A 17,443-nucleotide genomic window follows, 5' to 3' on the forward strand; every position below is an offset into this window, starting at 1 on the left:
CGAGCAGAGCAGAAAGGGTTCACCCCGCCCATGGCAGAGCTGGTCTACCGTCCCGTCATCGGATTCGCCAAGACGCTGTTCAAGGTCTGGGACCTGAAGATCGACTGCCAGGGGTCCTCGAACATCCCGCGCTCCGGCGGCGCCGTGCTGGTGAGCAATCACATCAGCTATCTGGACTTCATCTTCGACGGCCTGGCCGCGCTGCCGCAGAAGCGCCTGGTGCGGTTCATGGCGAAGGACTCCGTCTTCCGGCACAAGATCTCGGGCCCGCTGATGCGCGGTATGAAGCACATCCCGGTGGACCGGGGGCAGGGCGAGGCCGCGTACGCGCACGCGCTGGACTCGCTGCGCTCCGGTGAGGTCATCGGTGTCTTCCCCGAGGCCACCATCTCGCAGTCCTTCACCCTGAAGAGCTTCAAGTCGGGTGCGGCCAGGCTCGCCCAGGAGGCCGGGGTGCCGCTGATCCCGATGGCGCTGTGGGGCACGCAGCGGCTGTGGACCAAGGGGCACCCGCGCGACTTCAAGCGCAGCCACCTGCCCATCACCATCCGCGTGGGCGAGGCCGTGGAGGCGCCGCGCGACCAGTACGCCGGGGCCATCACCCGTCGGCTGCGCGAGCGGGTGCAGGAACTGCTGGAGGCCGCCCAGCGCGCCTACCCGGGCCGCCCGAAGGGCCCCGAGGACTCCTGGTGGCTGCCGGCCCACCTCGGTGGTACGGCGCCGACGGCCGAGGCGCTGCGGACCACCGCCCAGGTGCACTGACACCCGGACCGGTGCCGCCGCGCCCCGCCCGATAAGGTGCCCGCTCAGGACGGGAGGGCCGGTCGGCTCTCGGGTACCGATCGCTGTACGGGGGCCGGGCGATGCGGCGTTGGTGGAAGGTGTGGTGCGCGGCGGCGGCCGTGCTGGCGCTGGCCGGGTGGCTGTGCGCGCCGTATGTGAAGGACCGGTGGCTGCTGCACACCGCGTGCGACGGCGCGCTGCCTTCGGGTCCGGTACGGCAACTCGCGGCGGACGGCGGCCACTTCACCGGCGCGGACGCCACGGAGCACACGGGGCTCGGTGATTACGGGTGCGGCCTGCGCCTCGCCGGGCACGGCGACGCCACGTGGGTGGTGCAGATCTCCGCGTACACCCGGCGCGACGACCGGGACGCCGAGTTCCTGCTCGCCTTCCCCCAGGACGGCTTCTCCCCCGTCTATCCACTGGCGGGCGGCCTGCCCGGCGTCGTCGACGACCTCGGCGAGCTCCAGTTCCTGGTGCGCTGCCCGGCCCTCGGCAAGGACACGGCGGGCCGGCCGCGCCGGATGCTGGTGGTCGCGACTGTCGGCAAGGACACCACCCGCGCGCCGCGCGCCGTCTACGAGACCGTCGTCCCGCTCGTCAACTCGGCCTCGCGGCACCTGGGTTGCGGTGCGAAGCCGCTGACGGTGCCGAAGGACACCGGGAGCGCGCTGCCGGACTCCGAGCACCCGCCGCGCGGCGTCCCGGTGTCCGGGGCGGCCGGCACCGGCTGCGGCTGGGCGGCCCGCGCCAGGCTCCCCCTGAGCGGGAACTGGCAGGTGCAGCCGCTGCTGAACGACGCCTCGCCCGGGGGCCGTTGCGATCTGACGCTGGACAACGGCCCTGCGGGACCGGCGGGGTTGAGCCTCGCCGCGTGGTACGGCGACTGGAGCGAGCGCCTGGTCACCGACGGCGGGGTGCGCATGCCGCTGACCGCGACCGCCCGCTGCGACGGCGAGGCCGCCAACTTCGCGATCCGGGCGTCGAAGTCGATCGGTGACGCCCGGCGGCGGGTGCTGCTGCGGTCCTTCGCCGAGGACCAGGTCGAGCGGCACGGCTGCTCGGGGCTGCGGCTGACCGGCTGAGCACGGCGGGCGGGCAGGCTCGTCACAAGGACCCGGCGCTGGGCCGGGCCGCCCGCGCCCGTCAGGTCGAGCCGTCGCGGAAGGCCCAGACATAGCCGTCGTCGAGGATCCCCCGCATGGCCGCCGCCCGTGCCGCCGGGACGGTGCGGGCCTTCGCCCAGGCGTCCAGTGTCCGGGACAACTGCTCGCGCCCGTCCATGAGATCGCCGCGCACGGGCCCGCTCACCGGGCGGCCCGCGATGCCGCCCATCGGGGGCCGGGTGGTCAGCCGCGTCGGCGCCGCCCGGTAGGCGCCCCGGGTGTGCCGTCGTACGGACCGGTCGTAGGCGGCGAGGTCGATGTGCCCGGCCCGGGCGGCGCTGGACCGGGTGCGCAGCAGGCCGCCGACGCGGCGGGCGATGTCGTCCAGGTCGCTGTCGACTCCCCTGGTCTCGGGGTTCTTCCGCCCCTTCGCCGCCTTCCCGGGGTGGTGGCCGGGGTCGGTGCCCTTGTCGGTGAGGCGTTCCAGGTAGTGGGCGAGGTAGGCCCGTTCGGCGCCGTAGAGGATCGCGAACGCCCGCGGGTCCCTGGCGAGTCCGTCGAAGAGGGGGCCCAGGGGCACGCTCACCGCGTGGGCCTGGTTGAAGGCGAAGTCCGGGTGCGCGTCGCCGGGCGAGAGGAAGGCGCCGAAGCGGGACCGGCCCGTCTCGTCCGTCGCCGCGGCCGAACGGGCCGGGACGGCGGGGGCGTCGGCGTCGAGGCTGACGCCGGAGGCTCGCGTCGTGTCGGCTATGTAACCGGCGAGCATCCGGGCCAGTCCGGGCTCGGCGCCGGGCGGCACCTCGGCCCCGCCGTAGACGACCACGACCGCCCAGACGGCGCGCGCCTGGGCCGGGGTGTGGTCCCTGCCGGTGGCGGTGGTCCCCGCGTCGGCCGTTCCCGTGGCCTCGGCCACCACCGTCCCGAGCACCCGGCCACCGTCTCCGCACAGCCTCCCGGTCGGCAGCAGCGAACGCAGCGCGGGGAAGCGGGACATGTCGTCCCGGGGGTCGAGAGCCTTGGTCGCCGCCGCCGGGTTGCCCGCCAACGCCCTTGTGGCGGCGGGGAGTTGTTCGCAGGGGGAGCCCCCGCCGGCGAGTGCCAGCGGCACGGCGACGCCACCCGCGACGACGGCCAGGGCCAGGGCGGAGGCGAGCCAAGGGTGCCCGCGCGGCCAGGAGAACCGTCCCGTCGCATGCCCCGCCCCGGCGGTCCGGCGGACGCCGTCGGCCTCTTGTGCTGCTGCTCCCCCGTGCGTCATGCCGGGGAGATTACAGGGCGCTCCATGGCGCCTGGTTCAGCGCGCCATCTCCTCCTTGACCGCCGCCACGAAGGTGTCGACGTCCTCCTCCGTGGTGTCGAAGGAGCACATCCAGCGCACCGTGCCCGCGGCCTCGTCCCAGAAGTAGAAGCGGAAGCGCTTCTGCAGCCGCTCGCTCACGTCGTGCGGGAGCTGGGCGAAGACGCCGTTGGCCTGCACGGGGTAGAGGATCTCCACCCCGTGCACCGCGCGCACGCCCTCGGCGAGCCGCTGGGCCATCTCGTTGGCGTGCCGGGCGTTGCGCAGCCACAGGTCCTTGGCCAGCAGGGCCTCCAACTGCACCGAGACGAAGCGCATCTTGGAGGCGAGCTGCATGGACAGCTTGCGCAGATGCTTCATCCGGCGCACCGCGTCCTGGTTGAGGACCACGACCGCCTCGCCGAACACGGCGCCGTTCTTGGTCCCGCCGAGCGAGAGGATGTCGACGCCGACCGCGCTGGTGAACGTGCGCATCGGCACGTCCAGGGAGGCGGCCGCGTTGGCTATCCGGGAGCCGTCCAGGTGCACCCTCATGCCGTGCGCGTGGGCGTGCTCGCAGATCGCGCGGATCTCCTCGGGCGTGTAGAGCGTGCCCAGCTCGGTGGACTGGGTGATCGAGACGACCTGCGGCATCGCCCGGTGCTCGTCCTCGAAGCCCCAGGCCTGCCGGTCGATCAGCTCGGGGGTGAGCTTGCCGTCCGGCGTGGCCACGGTGAGCAGCTTGAGCCCGCCCATCCGCTCGGGCGCCCCGCCCTCGTCCACGTTGATGTGCGCGCTCTCGGCGCAGATCACCGCGCCCCAGCGGTCGGTGACCGCCTGGAGCGCGACCACGTTCGCGCCGGTTCCGTTGAAGACCGGGAAGGCCTCCGCGGTGGCGCCGAAGTGGCTGCGGATGATCCGCTGGAGGTTCTCGGTGTACTGGTCCTCGCCGTAGGCGACCTGGTGGCCGCCGTTGGCCAGGGCCAGGGCGGCCATCACCTCGGGGTGCGCCCCGGCGTAGTTGTCACTGGCGAAACCGCGGACCTCCGGGTCGTGATGGCGACGCGCGTCGGTCCTGGGAGGGTTCACGGCTTCTCGGTCAGCCACAGACGGTTTCCGTTCAACTCGGCGGCGGACTTGCTCCAGACGCCCTCGATGGCCTCGGCCAGGTCCTTGACGTCCGTGAAGCCCGCGAACTTCGCGTTGGGGCGTTCGGCGCGCATCGCGTCGTGCACCAGCGCCTTGACCACCAGGATGGTAGCCGCGGAGGTCGGGCCCTCGGCGCCCGCCGCCTTGCCCGCCTTGCGGAAGTAGTCCCCCATGGCCAGCGTCCACGCCTCGGCGGCGGCCTTGGCCGCGGAGTAGGCGGCGTTGCCCGCGGTGGGCTTGGTCGCGCCGGACGCGCTGATCAGCACGTAGCGGCCGCGGTCGCTGCGCTGGAGGGCCTCGTGGAAGGCGAGCGAGGTGTGCTGCACGGTGCGCACCAGCAGCAGCTCCAGGAAGTCCCAGTCGTCGAGGCTGGTCTTGGTGAAGGTCTCGCTGCCGCGCCAGCCGCCGACCAGGTGCACCAGGCCGTCGACGCGCCCGAAGTCCTTCTCGATGTGCTCGGCCCACTCCCGGGTGGACTGGAGGTCGAGGAGGTCCACGGTGTCCCCCGTGACGGTGGCACCGCCGGAGGCGTAGCGGGCCGCGTCCACGGCCTCCGACAGCCGCTGCGGGTCGTTGTCCGCTCCGACGACGGTCGCCCCGGCCTCGGCCAGGCGCAGCAGCGTCGCCTGGCCGGCGGGTCCGCCCGCGCCGGCCACCGCGATCACCGCACCGCTGAGCGCCCCGTTCGACCCGTTCCCCATGATCTTCCCCTCTGCAGCAGTGATGTGTGTGGACGGTGCGCCGTCCGTCACGCGGCGAGCCGCTCGGCGTCGTCCGCCGTGATGCCCTTGGTGGAGGCGATCACATTCTTCAGCTTCTTGGACAGGGCTTCAAAGAACATGCTCAGCGGAAACTCGTCCGGGAGCACGTCGTCGACCAGCTTGCGCGGCGGCAGCGTCAGGTCGAGGGCGTCCGGGCCCTTGGCCCACTTGGAGCCGGGGTGCGGGGCCAGGTACTCGGACACCAGCTGGTATCCGGCGAACCAGTGCACGAGCTTGGGGCGGTCGATGCCGTCCCGGTACAGCTGCTCTATGTCGGCGCACAGCTGGTTGGTGACCTTTGGGGCGCGCTCCCAGTCGATGGACAGCTTGTTGTCCGTCCAGCGCACGACGTCGTGCTTGTGCAGGTAGGCGAAGAGCAGCTGGCCGCCGAGGCCGTCGTAGTTGCGCACCCGGTCGCCGGTGACGGGGAAGCGGAACATGCGGTCGAAGAGCACCGCGTACTGCACGTCACGGGCCTGCGGGACGCCGTCCGCCTCGAGCTTCACGGCCTCCTTGAAGGCGGTGAGGTCACAGCGCAGCTCCTCCAGGCCGTACATCCAGAACGGCTGGCGCTGCTTGATCATGAACGGGTCGAACGGCAGGTCGCCGTGGCTGTGGGTGCGGTCGTGGACCATGTCCCAGAGCACGAACGCCTCTTCGCAGCGCTTCTGGTCGTGGACCATCGCGGCGATGTCCTCGGGCAGCTCAAGGCCCAGGATGCCGACGGCGGCGTCGGTGACCCGGCGGAAGCGCGCGGCCTCGCGGTCGCAGAAGATGCCACCCCAGGAGAAACGTTCCGGCGCCTCGCGGACGGCGATGGTCTCCGGGAAGAGGACGGCCGAGTTGGTGTCGTAGCCCGAGGTGAAGTCCTCGAACGTGATGCCGCAGAACAGCGGGTTGTCGTACCGGGTGCGCTCCAGCTCGGCCAGCCACTCGGGCCAGACCATGCGCAGCACGACCGCCTCCAGATTGCGGTCCAGGTTGCCGTTCTGCGTGTACATCGGGAAGACGACGAGGTGCTGGAGGCCGTCCGCGCGCTGTGCCGCGGGGTGGAAGACCAGCAGGGAGTCCAGGAAGTCCGGCACCTCGAAGCCGCCCTCGGCCCAGCGGCGCAGATCCTTCACCACGGCCTCGTGGTAGGCGGCGTCGTACGGCAGGAGCGGCGAGAGCTGCTCGACGGCTTCGGCGACACGGCGTACGGCGGCCTCCGCGTCGGCCTTGGCGGGCGCGCCCTCGGCGTCGAAGTCGATCGAGCCGTCCGCCGACTGCCATGGCCGAATCTGCTCCACGGCATCCTTGAGCGCGGGCCAGGCGGGGTGCTCAACCACCCTGGCCTGCGAAGAAACCTGTCCCTCCGGACCCGACTGCACAAGAATTTCCGTCATTTTCCATCCTCCACGGGAGAACCTCGCGTATGGACACCGTATGCATACCCTGTTCCCCCCATCAAGAGTCAGCGCAGGAGATTTTTCTGTTCAGAGACATGGTCACCGACATTTTTCCTGCCGTAGGCGTGATGATGCTCACTTTCGACCGTCGGTCCGAGGGGCCGCGAGGGGCGGGATCCGGCCTGTCAAGCGCGCGGGGACTCGCCCACGCGTGGGTGATGCCGCAACGGGGTGGCAGCCAGTCACCGCCCGGGGCGCGTCCAGATCGTCCGCGCGCATGCGGGTTCATCCCGGGTCGGGGCCGTTAGGCTGCGACCTGCCCGCACGGACGACGGCGTCCGCCCGTCGCCGCGCGTGCCGAGCCGCCGTCGACGGAAGCGAGTCGAACCTTGAACTTCCTTACCATCGGTCACCGCGGGGTCATGGGTGTGGAGCCCGAGAACACCCTTCGCTCCTTCGTCGCCGCGCAGCGGGCCGGCCTCGACCTGATCGAACTGGATCTGCACCTCAGCAAGGACGGCGCCCTGGTCGTCATGCACGACGCCGAGGTGGACCGCACGACCGACGGGTCGGGACCGATCGCCGAGAAGACCCTCTCCGAGCTGCGCGCGCTGGACGCGGGGCGCGGGGAGCGGGTGCCGGTGTTCGAGGAGGTCCTGGACGCGGTGGGCACGCCGCTCCAGGCCGAGATCAAGGACGTGGCGGCGGCCCGGGAGCTGGCGCGGGTGATGCTGGAGCGGGATCTGGTCGCGCGGGTGGAGGTGTCCTCGTTCCACGACGAGGCGGTCGCCGAGATCGCCCGGCTGGTGCCCGGGGTGCGCACCGCGCTGATCGCCGGGCGCTACGGCCCCGAGGTGGTCGAGCGCGCGGTCGCGGTGGGCGCGCCGACCCTGTGCCTGGACATCCGCCGGATCACCCTGGAGACCGTGGAGCACGCGCGCGCGGCCGGGTTGCGGATCATCGGCTGGACGGTCAACACACAGGAGCAGCTGCGGCTGGTCCGCGCGCTCGAACTCGACGGCGCGACCACGGACTTCCCGGAGATCAAGCGCACGGGACGGTTCACGGCGTAGGCCGCGCGGGACGCCCCGCCCCTTCGGCCGCCGCCGTTGCCTCGGCCGCTTCAGCCGAGCTTCTTGACCAGCAGCTCGAACTGGAGGTCGGCGCGCTGCGGGATGCCGAAGCGCTCGTCGCCGTACGGGAACGGGGACATCTGTCCCGTACGGCGGTAGCCGCGGCGCTCGTACCAGGCGATCAGGTCCTCGCGTACGGAGATCACGGTCATGTGCATCTCGCTGATGCCCCATGCCGCACGGGCCTGCCGCTCGGCCTCGGCGATCACGGTCTTGCCGAGGCCCTCGCCCTGGAGGGTGGGGCTGACCGCGAACATGCCGAAGTAGGCGTGGTCGCCGCGGTGTTCGAGCTGGCAGCAGGCGACGACGAGGCCGTCGCGCTCGACCGTGAGCAGCCGGCTGTCCGCCGACTTGATCACCGCGCGGACGCCCTCGGGGTCGGTGCGCTGCCCCTCCAGGATGTCCGCCTCCGTGGTCCACCCGGCCCGGCTGGCATCGCCGCGGTACGCCGACTCGATCAGCACGACCAGCGCGTCGACATCGGCGTCGGTCGCGTCTCGGAAGGTGAGACCGGGGGTGGCGGCGCTGTGCATGGGGGCGGTTCTCCGAATCTCGGGCGTGGCTGGGCCTGGGACGAGGGTAACTGTGCCACTAGGCTGCGCGGGCATGGTGCATGTGCTCAGCAGCCGGACACTTCTGCGACCCACCGACCCCGAGCGCAGCCGCGCCTTCTACGGCGAACGGCTGGGCCTGCCCGTCTACCGCGAGTTCGGTACGGGCCCCGAGCGGGGGACGGTGTACTTCCTCGGCGGCGGCTTCCTGGAGGTCTCGGGCCGCGCCACGGAGCCGCCCTCGCCCGCCGTGGCGCTGTGGATGCAGGTCGAGGACGTGACGGCGGCGTACGACGAACTCCGGGCGAAGGGCGTCGAGATCACCCGGCCGCCGGTGAAGGAGCCGTGGGGGCTGATCGAGATGTGGCTCGCGGATCCGGACGGCACCCGGATCGTCCTGGTGGAGGTGCCGGGGGACCATCCGCTGCGGTATCGGGCGGGGGTCTAGGGCTTTCCAGGGCTTTCCAGGGCTTCTCTTCCGGGTCCTGTCGGGATCGCGGGGGCCCGCCCCCGCGGTCTCATCCCCCGGCCCGCAGCGCGCCCATCCGGCCCTCCAGGCGGCTGAGCAGCTCCGCCAGCAGACCGGCCAGATCGTCGCGCCCGGTCGGCGCCAGCACCGAGAGCACCGCGGTCTCGTACGCGAGCTGGTCGGGCAGGACCCCGTCGACCAGATCGCGCCCGGCGTCGGTGAGACGGACATGGGCCACCCTGCGGTCCCGGGTGTCGCCGCGGCGTTCGACCAGCCCCCGCTCGGTCAGCTGCTTGATCCGCTTGGTGACCGCGGCCCCGGAGGAGAACGTCTCTCTGGCCAGCTCGCCCGGCGTCAGCTCGTGCCCGGTGCGGCGCAGCGCGCCGAGCAGGTCGAACTCGGGGCGGCTGAGCCCGGCCCGGCGCAGCGGCGCGTCCTCGGCCTGCTGGAGCAGCGCCGCGCACCTGTTGATGCGCCCGATGACCTCCATCGGCCCGGTGTCCAGCTCGGGATGGACGGCCCGCCACTGCCGTACGACCGCGGCGACCGTGTCGGCCGTGGACGCCTCGCGCCGCGCTGACGTGCCGCTCGCGTCCCCGGCTGCCGGTGTGCCGTTCGTCGCCGTCATGGCCGTATGTCCTCCGTCGTCGTACCCGGGTCGTGCTGGCGCGGCGCGAGCCCCTGGCGTCGTACCGTCGCCGCGAGCGTACGGTGTCCGGCCTGTTCGGCGAGCACGACCCGGTCCTCGGGCAGGGCGCGCTGCCACCATTCGCCGGCCGCCGCGTCGGCGGTGGCGCGCAGGTCCACCAGGGCGGTGGCGAGCCCGCGGCGGGCGCCGTCCAGGGCACGGGGTTGCGGGTGCGCCTCGGCGAGCAGCCGGGCGGCGTTCTCGCGGGCGCGTTCCGCCTCGGTCAGCGCGTGTTCCAGGCGGTCTCCTGCGCGCCGGTTGGTGACGGCGACGGCCGCGACGAAGCCGACCAGCGCGCCGACGAGGGTGTCCACGACCCGGTCGGTCATCAGCGCGGTGGAGTCCTGGCTGCGGGCGAACTCGGTGATGAGCAGGGCCATCGGGGTGACGCAGATGCTGCCGAGCCAGTAGTTGCGGCCCATCAGCGCTTCCGCGCCGAAGTTCAGGGCGACGCAGCACAGCACCAGGGCCACCGCGTCGAGATGGGCGAGCGGGGCGAGGGCGGCGAAGGCGAGGACGCCGAGGACGTTGCCGACGACGCGCTGGACGCCCCGGTGCCAGGTGAGGGTGACGTTGGCCTGGTAGAGGGAGGCCGCGGTGACCAGGGCCCAGTAGGGGCGGCCGACGCCGAGGGCCAGGGAGGCGTACCCGGCGAGGGCGCAGCCGATCGCGGTGCGGGCGGCGAGGGGGGCGAGCGGCGCGAGGCGGTGGCGCAGCGAGGGGCGCGGCAGGGCCAGCTCGATGTCCAGGCCGAGCAGGTCGTCGGCGTGCTCGCCGGGGATGTCGAGGCTGAGGGCGCGGCGCGGGCCGCGCAGCTCGCGGGCCCAGGCGCGCAGCCGTGCCGGGTCGGTGTCGGCGGGGGCGGGGGCGGCGAGGGCGACCTCGGCCCGGACGAGCAGGCGTTCCAGGGCGCGCCGGGTGGCGTCGGTGCGGTCGCCGACGGCGAGCAGCGACTGCCAGGCGGCGTGGATGGCGGCGGCGCTCGCGGCGCGGGCGGGGGCGTGTCCCTCGCCGGTGCCGCGGGTGTCGGCGTAGGCGGCGGTGGCGTTCAGGGCCCCGGCGGTGGCCCGGCGCTCGGGGCCGTGCGGGCGGACCAGTCCGGGGGCCATGCCGACCAGCCAGGACCAGGCACCGGCCGCGAGGGCGAGCCCGAGGTGGCCCGGCACCTGGCCGAGGGTCTGGGGTGCGAACAGGGAGGCGGAGCTGATGAAGGTGAAGATCACATTGGCCGGCGGGCCGATCCGGGTGGCGTCGCAGACGCCCTTCTGGATCGCCGCGAGCACGGCGCCGACGGTCACGAGGATCACGGCGTCGGAGGTGAGCGAGGCCGTGACCAGGGCGACGGCGACACCGGCGACCATGCCGAGCACCACCCAGGCCAGGGCCCGCGCCCGTGCGGCGTAGGGCCGGTTGTGGCCGTAGAGGGCGCACAGCGATCCGGCCATCGTGTACATGGCCAGGTCGAGGCGGCCGAGCCCCAGCAGGATCAGGTTGGGCGGGGTGACCGCGGCGACCACGCTCAGGGCGGGCTTGAACCAGATGTCCGAGGGGCGGCCCAGGCGGAGTGTTCCGGCGAGGGGAAGGCGGTGACGGGTCGCGCTGCTCATTCATCGAATTTAGCATGTGTTTTATCTGTAAAACATATGCCGTGGTGACTGTCCCGTCACACCCCCGTGCCGGGCGCGACGCTCTCCCGTGCCCGCCCGCCGTGCCCCCGTCGGCGCTCCCGTGCACCCCCCTGCGCCCGCATGCGCCCCGCCCCGACTGGGCATCGCATCCCTCGACCGACCGTCGAGCGGGGGAGGTACCCGTGCACGGACCCGTGTCGGCCGCCTGGTCGCTGGTCGCGCTGTGCGCGGCGACCGGGGCCTACTGTCTGCTGCGGATGCGCAGCGCCGTCGAGGAGCAGCGCAGGTCCGCCGGTGGTGAGGCGCTGATGGGCTTCGGGATGGCCGCGATGGCGGTGCCCGCGGCGGCGTTCACCCCGCCGGGCTGGGCCTGGCCGGGGTACGCGGCCGTCTTCGGCCTGGCCGCGCTGCGCGCCCTGTGGGCCGCGCGCCGCGACCGGCATCATCTGCACCACCTGGTGGGCGCCGGGGCGATGGCCTACATGGCGGCCGCGATGGCCGTGGCCCCGCCCGCCGCCCACTCCATGGCGGGCATGTCCATGGAGGGCATGCACGGCGGCACCGGGGTCCCCGCGGTGACCGGCGTCCTGCTCCTCTACTTCACGGGCTACGTACTGCTGTCCGGCGCCCGCCTGGTCCCGGCCGCCGTCGCCGTCGGCGGGCCCCCGCCGCCCGCCCGCTGGGGCGACCGCCCGGAACTGGCCCGCGCGTGCCGGCTGTCGATGGCGATCGGGATGGTGGCGATGCTGATGACGATGTGACGCGTGCCGGGCATTCACGTCTTCTTCACGCATGGTCTGACGTGTCCGGCCGGTATCCGTTTCACCCGGGGGGGATTCGTGCGGACCCGCATCATCAGCGCCGCCCTGCTCTGTGCCGCGGTCGGGCTGACCGCCTGCCAGCCGACCGGCAACCGGTCCGGTGGCGGCAACTCCTCGACGGCGCCCGGTGGTTCCGCCACCAAGGGCGGCACGTCGGCGAACGCGGCGCCGAGGGCCGTGCGGAACTTCGTCGGGATGGGCCTCCAGTCCGCGCAGGACGCCGCGCAGGCCGACGGCTTCTTCTCGCTCACGTCGCATGACGCGCTCGGCCGTGACCGTATGCAGGCCCTCGACCGGAACTGGAAGGTGTGCTCCCAGAACGTGGCCGCGGGCAGGTCGGTGCCGCCGCGCACGACGCTGGACTTCGGCGCGGTGAAGCTCGCGGAGTCCTGCCCCGGGACGGACCGGAAGGCGCCGTCCGTCCGGGGCGGCAAGATGCCCGACTTCAGGGGCAAGTCCGTGAAGGCGGCACGCGCGGCCCTGGCCTCGGGCACGTCGCTCACGGTCAAGGACGCTTCCACCGACGGCCGTTGGGTCCTGGTGGAGAGCAACTGGCAGGTGTGCGCGCAGACACCCGCCGCGGGCAGCGCGCTGCGCGGACAGCCGGTCACGTTCACCGCGGTCAAGTTCGGCGAGAGCTGCCCGTAGGCGGAGCGGCGACACCCCGCCGCCCGCCGGAGCGGGGGCGGGGCGTCGCCTCGGCGTCCGCGGAGGGCGCCGGACCGCTCAGCGGGGCGCGCCGAACCAGTGGCGGAGCGCCGCTCCCGGGTCGTCCGCGCCCGCCCAGCACACATAGCCGTCCGGCCGGACGAGCATCGGCTCGACGCCTGCGCCCTTGCCCGCCCGGTCCACCCGGTCCGACCAGGGGCCGGCGACCTCGGCGAAGCCGTCGTCCGGGTCCAGCAGGACACCGCGCCCGGCCCGCAGCAGTTCGTGCACCCGGGCCGGACCCAGGTCCAGGTCCGGTGCGGGACGGCCGACGAGCGGATGGGACGCGGTGCCGGGCATCGGGTAGCGGACGGCCATCCCCGACATCAGATCGCCGAGATAGCCCTGGGCCTCGGGGAGTCGAGCCATGGCCGTGAAGATCTCCCGGGCGGCCAGCACCTCCGGATCGCGGGTGCCGGCCCAGTCCATCAGCAGGCTCTGCGCCCGGACGTTGCGCAATACGGCGGCCCCGGCCGGATGCCGTTCCGCGTGGTACGTGTCGAGCAGGCCCCCCGGCGCCCAGCCGTGCACGGCGGCGCCGAGCTTCCAGCCGAGGTTGAAGGCGTCCTGCATCCCGGTGTTCATGCCCTGCGCGCCGAGCGGGAGATGGACATGGGCGGCGTCGCCCGCCAGGAACACCCGCCCGTGCCGGTACTGCTCGACCTGCCGCGAGGCATTGGTGATACGACGGGCGTAGCGCAGTTCGAGCAGCTCGACCCGCGTTCCGAACACGGTGCGCAGACCGTCGCGAATCTCGTCCTCGGTGACCGGGACCTCCCTCGGCAGCGACCGGCCCGGCCCGCCGAGGACCAGCCGCCGCAGCCGCCTGCCCTGCGGATCGGTGCCGAGCGGGAACAGTGCCACCCAGTGCCCGTCCTCGCTCCAGGTGTGCGAGGCGGCCGTCTCGGCGCCGCCCAGCCGCACATCGGCGGCGACGATCGTCAACGTACCGGGCTCACCGGGGAATTCGGCCCGCAGCAGCGACCGTACGGTGCTGTGGGCGCCGTCGGCCGCGACGAGGTAGCGGGAGCGCAGGGCGGTGCCGTCGGCGAAGGCGGCGGTGACCCCGTCGTCGTCCTGGGCGAGGCCGACCAGTTCACGGCCCCTGCGGGCGCGCAGTCCGTGCGCGGCGAGATGCCGCTCGAAGAACTCCTCGATCACCACCTGCGGCACGGACCGCCAGGGCAGACAGTGCCGTTCGGCCTGGAGCGGGAGCGGGATACCGGCGAAGTGGCCGGTGGTGACGGGGTGTTCTCCGGTGGCCAGCAGGGGCTCTAACAGCCCTCGCTGGTCGAGCGCCTCCAGGGTGCGGGACTGCACGCCGCCCGCCCTGGACAGCTCGCTGCGCCGCGCGAGCCGGTCGACCAGCACGGTCGAAACCCCGGCCAGCAGCAGCTCGTTGGCCAGTGTCATGCCGGTCGGTCCGGCGCCGACGATGAGCACATCGGTGTCCACGGGCTCTCCTTCGTCTGTGTCGGTCCCGTCAGTGGCGAGCGGGACAGGGGCAACGCTGCGCCGGTCGAGGAGCCCGGACCAGGAACCGGACCGATCACGCCGATGTCCGACACCGGCTAGCCTTGAACCGGTGGAATCCGACTACGACGAGCTGGACCGTCGGCTCGTGCACGCCCTGCAGATCGACGGCCGTGCGCCGTTCAGCGCGATCGCCGAGGTGCTCGGCGTCTCGGATCGCACCGTCGCCCGCCGCTACGCCCGATTACGGTCGGCCGGAGCGGTACGGGTGCTCGGCGGGTTCGACCCCACCGCGCTGGGCGCCGTCCTGTGGTTCCTGCGGGTGCGCTGTGCGCCCGCCGCGTCGCTGCCGGTCGCCGAGGCGCTGGCCGGACGCCCCGACACCTCCTGGGTGAGCCTCAACTCCGGTGGCACCGAGATCACTTGCGTGGTCCGGACCGAGAGCGAGGCGGACAGCGAGGCACTGCTGCTGGCCAAACTCCCCCGCACCCCGCGCGTGGAGGGCGTGACCGCGCACTCCGTGCTGCACGCCTTCTACGGCGGCCCGGACAACCTGGTCGGAAAACTCGGGTGGCTGGACGCGGCGGCGGTCGAGCGACTGCGCCCGCCGCCGGTGCCGCACCGACCGGGACCGGTACGGCTGGACGACGGTGACCGCAAGCTCCTCGCCCTGCTCGCCACCGACGGCCGGGCCGGGTTCGAGCGGCTGGCCGCGGCGACCGGCTGGTCACCGACGACGGTCCGGCGCCGGATGACGGAGCTGCGCGAGCGCGGCGTGCTCTATCTGGACCTCGACGTCGACTGGCGGGTGTTCGGCTGGAACGCCCGGACCTTGCTCTGGCTCTCGGTCGCCCCCGCCCATCTGGAGGAGGCAGGTCGGGCGCTGGCCGGACACCCGGAGATCGCGTTCGCCGCGGCCACGACCGGCCCGACCAACTTGTACGCGAGCGTGGTCTGCGCGAACCAACGGGAGCTGTACCGGTACCTGACCACGCGCATCGCCGCGCTCCCGGCCATCACCCATCTGGAGTCGGCGCCGGTGATCAGGACCGTCAAGCAGGCGGCCAACCGGATATAGCCGCAGCGGTACGACGGGACGGGCGGCCGGGCCGCGTTGTCTGCGTCACTTCGGGGTGACGGACCGTACCGCCGGGCGGCCCCGCGCTCATAGGGTGCTGCCCATGATGGTCCCGGTGGCCCTTTTACTGCTCGGCGTTCTCACCGCCGTCCTCGGTCCGCGGCTGCTGGCCCGCGCCGACTGGCCGGACCGTGAACCGGTCGTCGCGCTGTGGGCGTGGCAGTGCGTCGTGGCGGCCGTGCTGCTGTGCTGCGCGCTGTCGATGACGCTGAGCGCCGCCGCGGCCTGGGCGCCGGTGCGCGGGCAGGTGTTCGCGCGGGCGCCGCGCGCGGTCGTGGACGCGTACGCCCTCGGCACCGCGAGCCCCTGGGCGGCCACCACCGCCGTACTGCTGGCCTGCGCCGGGCTGTGGAGCGCGGCCATGCTGGTGCGGGAGGTCGTACGATCCGGGGCGCGACGGCGGGCGCAGCGGGCCGGACTCCTCCTGCGCGCACCGCTGTTGCCCGGTGAGGAGCCGGGAGCGGGGCGGCTGGTGGTGCTGGAGGACAGGCGCCCCGACGCCTGGTGGCTGGCCGGTGCGACGCCCCGACTGGTCGTCACCACCGCCGCGTTGGGCCGTCTGAAGGAGCGTCAGCTGGACGCGCTGCTGGCCCATGAGAAGGGGCACGCGCGGGCGCGGCACGACTGGCTGCTGCACTGCTCGGCCGCGCTCGCGGACGGGTTCCCCCAGGTGCCGGTGTTCGCCGCGTTCCGGGACGAGATGCACCGGCTGGTGGAGCTGGCCGCCGACGACACGGCCTCCCGGCGCTTCGGCCGGCTGACGACCGCGCTCGCCCTGGTCGAACTCAACGAGGAACGCGGCGTGTTCGGACCCAGCCCGACCCCCGGGGCGCATGTGCCACAGCGGGTGGACCGGCTGCTCACCCCACCCGGCCGACTCCCCGCCCTGCACCGGCTGCGACTCACGGCCGTCGCCGCGCTGGTCCCGGCGCTCCCGGTCCTGCTGACCCTGGTGCCGGGGCTGCGGGCGCTGGGCTGACCCCGGCCCGCCCGACCCCGAGCAGGCTCAACTCCCTTGCGAGCAGCCCGGATAGAGTCCGTTACGTGACTGCCGGGCGGCGTACACGGGCATGTCCCGGCTGGTGCCGCTGCCCGGACGCCCGGCAGGTGCTGCGCGCCCTGCGCGAGCGCGGGATCGGCGTGGCGGTGGTCAGCGACATCGGCTGGGACCCGCGTCCGGTCTTTCGCGCGCACGGCCCCGACCCGTTCGTGGACGCGTATGCGCTGGCGTACGAGCACGGGGTGCAGAAGCCGGACCCCCGGCTGTTCCCGGTCGCCTGCGCGGCGCTCGGTGCCGATCCCCGACGCGCTGCCGCCGGCTCTCGACCCGGTCCCGGGCCTCGCCTCGGAACCGGTCTGACCGTTCCCCGACCGGTTCCCCGGCGTCCGACGGGAGCGCACCGTCCGCCGGGGTGATCCCCCGCGTCACCCCGGCAGCCGGCGGCTCGAAACCGGACCCGTGGGTTCCGGCTGCGTTGAGTATAGTTGGCTGGCAGCCAGTCAACGCAGGAGTCCAGCATGTCCCCGCGCAGCGCCTCGGTCAATGAAGAGTTGCGAAGGCGTTCCCGGGAGCGGCTGCTCCAGGCCGCCGTGGAACTGGTGGACGAGCGGGGCTTCGAGGCCACGACGCTCGGCGACATCGCGGACCGCGCCGGTTCCGCCCGCGGTCTGGTGTCGTACTACTTCCCGGGCAAGCGGCAGCTCGTGCAGTCCGCCGTGCACCGGCTGATGCACCGCACGCTGGAGGAGGCGCTGGAGCGGGAGCCGCGCAGCGAGGACGGCCGGGAGCGGCTGGCCCGTGCCGTCGACGCGATCCTGGGGCTGGCCCGCGACCGGCCGGTGCTGATGCGCCAGCACATGGCGGGGCTGCTCCAGGCCGAGGGCTTCGTGGCGTGCCCGGAGCAGCGGCGGCTGTCGGAGCTGCTCGGCGACACCGTCGCCCGGTACGGCTCCGCGGATGTGACGGCCGACTATCCGATGCTGCGGGCCCAGCTGATGGGCGCGGTGTACGCGGCCCTGGTCCCGGGCGTGCCCATGCCCGTCCCGGCGCTGCGTGCCGAGCTGTTCCAGCGCTACGGGCTCGACTGGGAACTGGGGGTGCCGCCGGAGCGGGACGCCGGGTGCCGGGCCGCCGAGCGCGATCTGTCGCGGTTCTTCGCGACCGGGGAGCGCCCGGCGGGGTCGTAGCGGACGCGGGCGGACCGCCTATCGGCGGGCGTGCCTCGGGGTCAGCAGGCCCGCGTCCCTGGCTCGGGCGATCAGGCCGAGGCAGCGGCGGCGGCCGTGTCCGGTCGCCCGCATCACGGCGAGCACCGGGTCGGCGCCCGCCTGCTGTGCCGCGCGGTACTCCCGGGCGAGCAGCAGCCGGCCC

Annotated in this window: 18 protein-coding genes and 1 pseudogene; 10 read left to right on the forward strand and 9 right to left on the reverse strand. The window is 73.4% G+C overall.

The window, feature by feature from the left end; all coding sequences use genetic code 11:
- The first annotated feature begins 30 nt into the window (after nt 1-30).
- Nucleotides 31-762, forward strand: a complete 732-nt coding sequence (locus ACLF5H_RS30050) for a lysophospholipid acyltransferase family protein (protein ID WP_421679127.1) — start codon at nt 31-33, stop codon at nt 760-762.
- 101 nt (nt 763-863) lie between these two features.
- Complete coding sequence (locus ACLF5H_RS30055) at nt 864-1,868, forward strand: hypothetical protein (protein ID WP_421679128.1); 1,005 nt, start codon at nt 864-866, stop codon at nt 1,866-1,868.
- 61 nt (nt 1,869-1,929) lie between these two features.
- On the opposite strand, the gene ACLF5H_RS30060 is transcribed toward ACLF5H_RS30055, so the two are convergent.
- Genes ACLF5H_RS30060 through ACLF5H_RS30075 form a run of 4 tightly spaced genes read right to left on the reverse strand, consistent with a single transcriptional unit; the run spans nt 1,930 to nt 6,460 of the window.
- Entirely contained in the window at nt 1,930-3,147 is a 1,218-nt protein-coding gene (locus ACLF5H_RS30060; protein ID WP_421679129.1) for a hypothetical protein, read from the reverse strand.
- A gap of 36 nt (nt 3,148-3,183) precedes the next feature.
- Nucleotides 3,184-4,254 carry a threonine aldolase family protein gene (locus tag ACLF5H_RS30065; RefSeq protein ID WP_421679130.1) on the reverse strand — a complete coding sequence of 357 codons (1,071 nt, stop codon included), beginning with the start codon at nt 4,252-4,254 and terminating at the stop codon, nt 3,184-3,186.
- A complete protein-coding gene (locus ACLF5H_RS30070) occupies nt 4,251-5,015 on the reverse strand; it encodes an SDR family NAD(P)-dependent oxidoreductase (protein ID WP_421679131.1) in 765 nt (254 codons plus the stop codon). Before ACLF5H_RS30070 ends, ACLF5H_RS30065 begins: the two co-directional genes overlap by 4 nt.
- Nucleotides 5,016-5,062: 47 nt before the next feature.
- Nucleotides 5,063-6,460, reverse strand: coding sequence for a DUF6421 family protein (locus ACLF5H_RS30075; RefSeq protein ID WP_421679132.1), 1,398 nt, complete (start codon nt 6,458-6,460; stop codon nt 5,063-5,065).
- Between the two features lie 392 nt (nt 6,461-6,852).
- Between ACLF5H_RS30075 and ACLF5H_RS30080 the strand changes: the two genes are divergently transcribed.
- Nucleotides 6,853-7,536 (forward strand): glycerophosphodiester phosphodiesterase, encoded by a 684-nt coding sequence (locus ACLF5H_RS30080; RefSeq protein WP_085562929.1) that lies wholly within the window; start codon nt 6,853-6,855, stop codon nt 7,534-7,536.
- 50 nt (nt 7,537-7,586) lie between these two features.
- Here ACLF5H_RS30080 and ACLF5H_RS30085 read toward each other — a convergent pair whose 3' ends face one another.
- Complete coding sequence (locus ACLF5H_RS30085) at nt 7,587-8,129, reverse strand: GNAT family N-acetyltransferase (protein ID WP_421679133.1); 543 nt, start codon at nt 8,127-8,129, stop codon at nt 7,587-7,589.
- A gap of 73 nt (nt 8,130-8,202) precedes the next feature.
- Between ACLF5H_RS30085 and ACLF5H_RS30090 the strand changes: the two genes are divergently transcribed.
- Nucleotides 8,203-8,595, forward strand: coding sequence for a VOC family protein (locus ACLF5H_RS30090; protein WP_421679134.1), 393 nt, complete (start codon nt 8,203-8,205; stop codon nt 8,593-8,595).
- Between the two features lie 70 nt (nt 8,596-8,665).
- On the opposite strand, the gene ACLF5H_RS30095 is transcribed toward ACLF5H_RS30090, so the two are convergent.
- Both ACLF5H_RS30095 and ACLF5H_RS30100 read right to left on the reverse strand, forming a co-directional pair.
- Entirely contained in the window at nt 8,666-9,244 is a 579-nt protein-coding gene (locus ACLF5H_RS30095) for a MarR family winged helix-turn-helix transcriptional regulator (RefSeq protein ID WP_421679135.1), read from the reverse strand.
- Nucleotides 9,241-10,911: an FUSC family protein gene (locus tag ACLF5H_RS30100; protein ID WP_421679136.1), complete on the reverse strand. Its 1,671-nt coding sequence runs from the start codon at nt 10,909-10,911 to the stop codon at nt 9,241-9,243. The genes ACLF5H_RS30095 and ACLF5H_RS30100 overlap by 4 nt, the downstream gene beginning before the upstream one ends.
- A 203-nt stretch (nt 10,912-11,114) precedes the next feature.
- Here ACLF5H_RS30100 and ACLF5H_RS30105 point away from each other — a divergent pair, with 203 nt between their 5' ends.
- A complete protein-coding gene (locus tag ACLF5H_RS30105; protein WP_421679137.1) occupies nt 11,115-11,693 on the forward strand; it encodes a DUF5134 domain-containing protein in 579 nt (192 codons plus the stop codon).
- Between the two features lie 78 nt (nt 11,694-11,771).
- Complete coding sequence (locus ACLF5H_RS30110; RefSeq protein ID WP_421679138.1) at nt 11,772-12,401, forward strand: PASTA domain-containing protein; 630 nt, start codon at nt 11,772-11,774, stop codon at nt 12,399-12,401.
- 78 nt (nt 12,402-12,479) lie between these two features.
- On the opposite strand, the gene ACLF5H_RS30115 is transcribed toward ACLF5H_RS30110, so the two are convergent.
- Nucleotides 12,480-13,916: an FAD-dependent monooxygenase gene (locus tag ACLF5H_RS30115; protein ID WP_421679139.1), complete on the reverse strand. Its 1,437-nt coding sequence runs from the start codon at nt 13,914-13,916 to the stop codon at nt 12,480-12,482.
- A 130-nt stretch (nt 13,917-14,046) separates the two neighbouring features.
- On the opposite strand from ACLF5H_RS30115, the gene ACLF5H_RS30120 reads away from it, so the two are divergent.
- From ACLF5H_RS30120 to ACLF5H_RS30135, 4 genes and pseudogenes are all read left to right on the forward strand, one after another.
- Nucleotides 14,047-15,012: an Lrp/AsnC family transcriptional regulator gene (locus ACLF5H_RS30120; RefSeq protein ID WP_421679140.1), complete on the forward strand. Its 966-nt coding sequence runs from the start codon at nt 14,047-14,049 to the stop codon at nt 15,010-15,012.
- A 103-nt stretch (nt 15,013-15,115) separates the two neighbouring features.
- Entirely contained in the window at nt 15,116-16,051 is a 936-nt protein-coding gene (locus tag ACLF5H_RS30125; protein WP_421679141.1) for a M56 family metallopeptidase, read from the forward strand.
- 107 nt (nt 16,052-16,158) lie between these two features.
- A pseudogene (locus tag ACLF5H_RS30130) lies at nt 16,159-16,380 on the forward strand (HAD family hydrolase); the annotation flags it as partial.
- A gap of 210 nt (nt 16,381-16,590) precedes the next feature.
- On the forward strand, nt 16,591-17,259 hold the full coding sequence (locus ACLF5H_RS30135) for a TetR/AcrR family transcriptional regulator (protein ID WP_421679142.1): 669 nt from the start codon (nt 16,591-16,593) through the stop codon (nt 17,257-17,259).
- An 18-nt stretch (nt 17,260-17,277) separates the two neighbouring features.
- Here ACLF5H_RS30135 and ACLF5H_RS30140 read toward each other — a convergent pair.
- The coding region (locus ACLF5H_RS30140) for a DUF6214 family protein (protein WP_421679163.1) at nt 17,278-17,443 on the reverse strand (166 nt) is incomplete at its 5' end.

Origin of the sequence: Streptomyces sp. LaBMicrA B280 (assembly GCF_049222185.1) — a bacterium.
Classification (GTDB): domain Bacteria; phylum Actinomycetota; class Actinomycetes; order Streptomycetales; family Streptomycetaceae; genus Streptomyces; species Streptomyces murinus.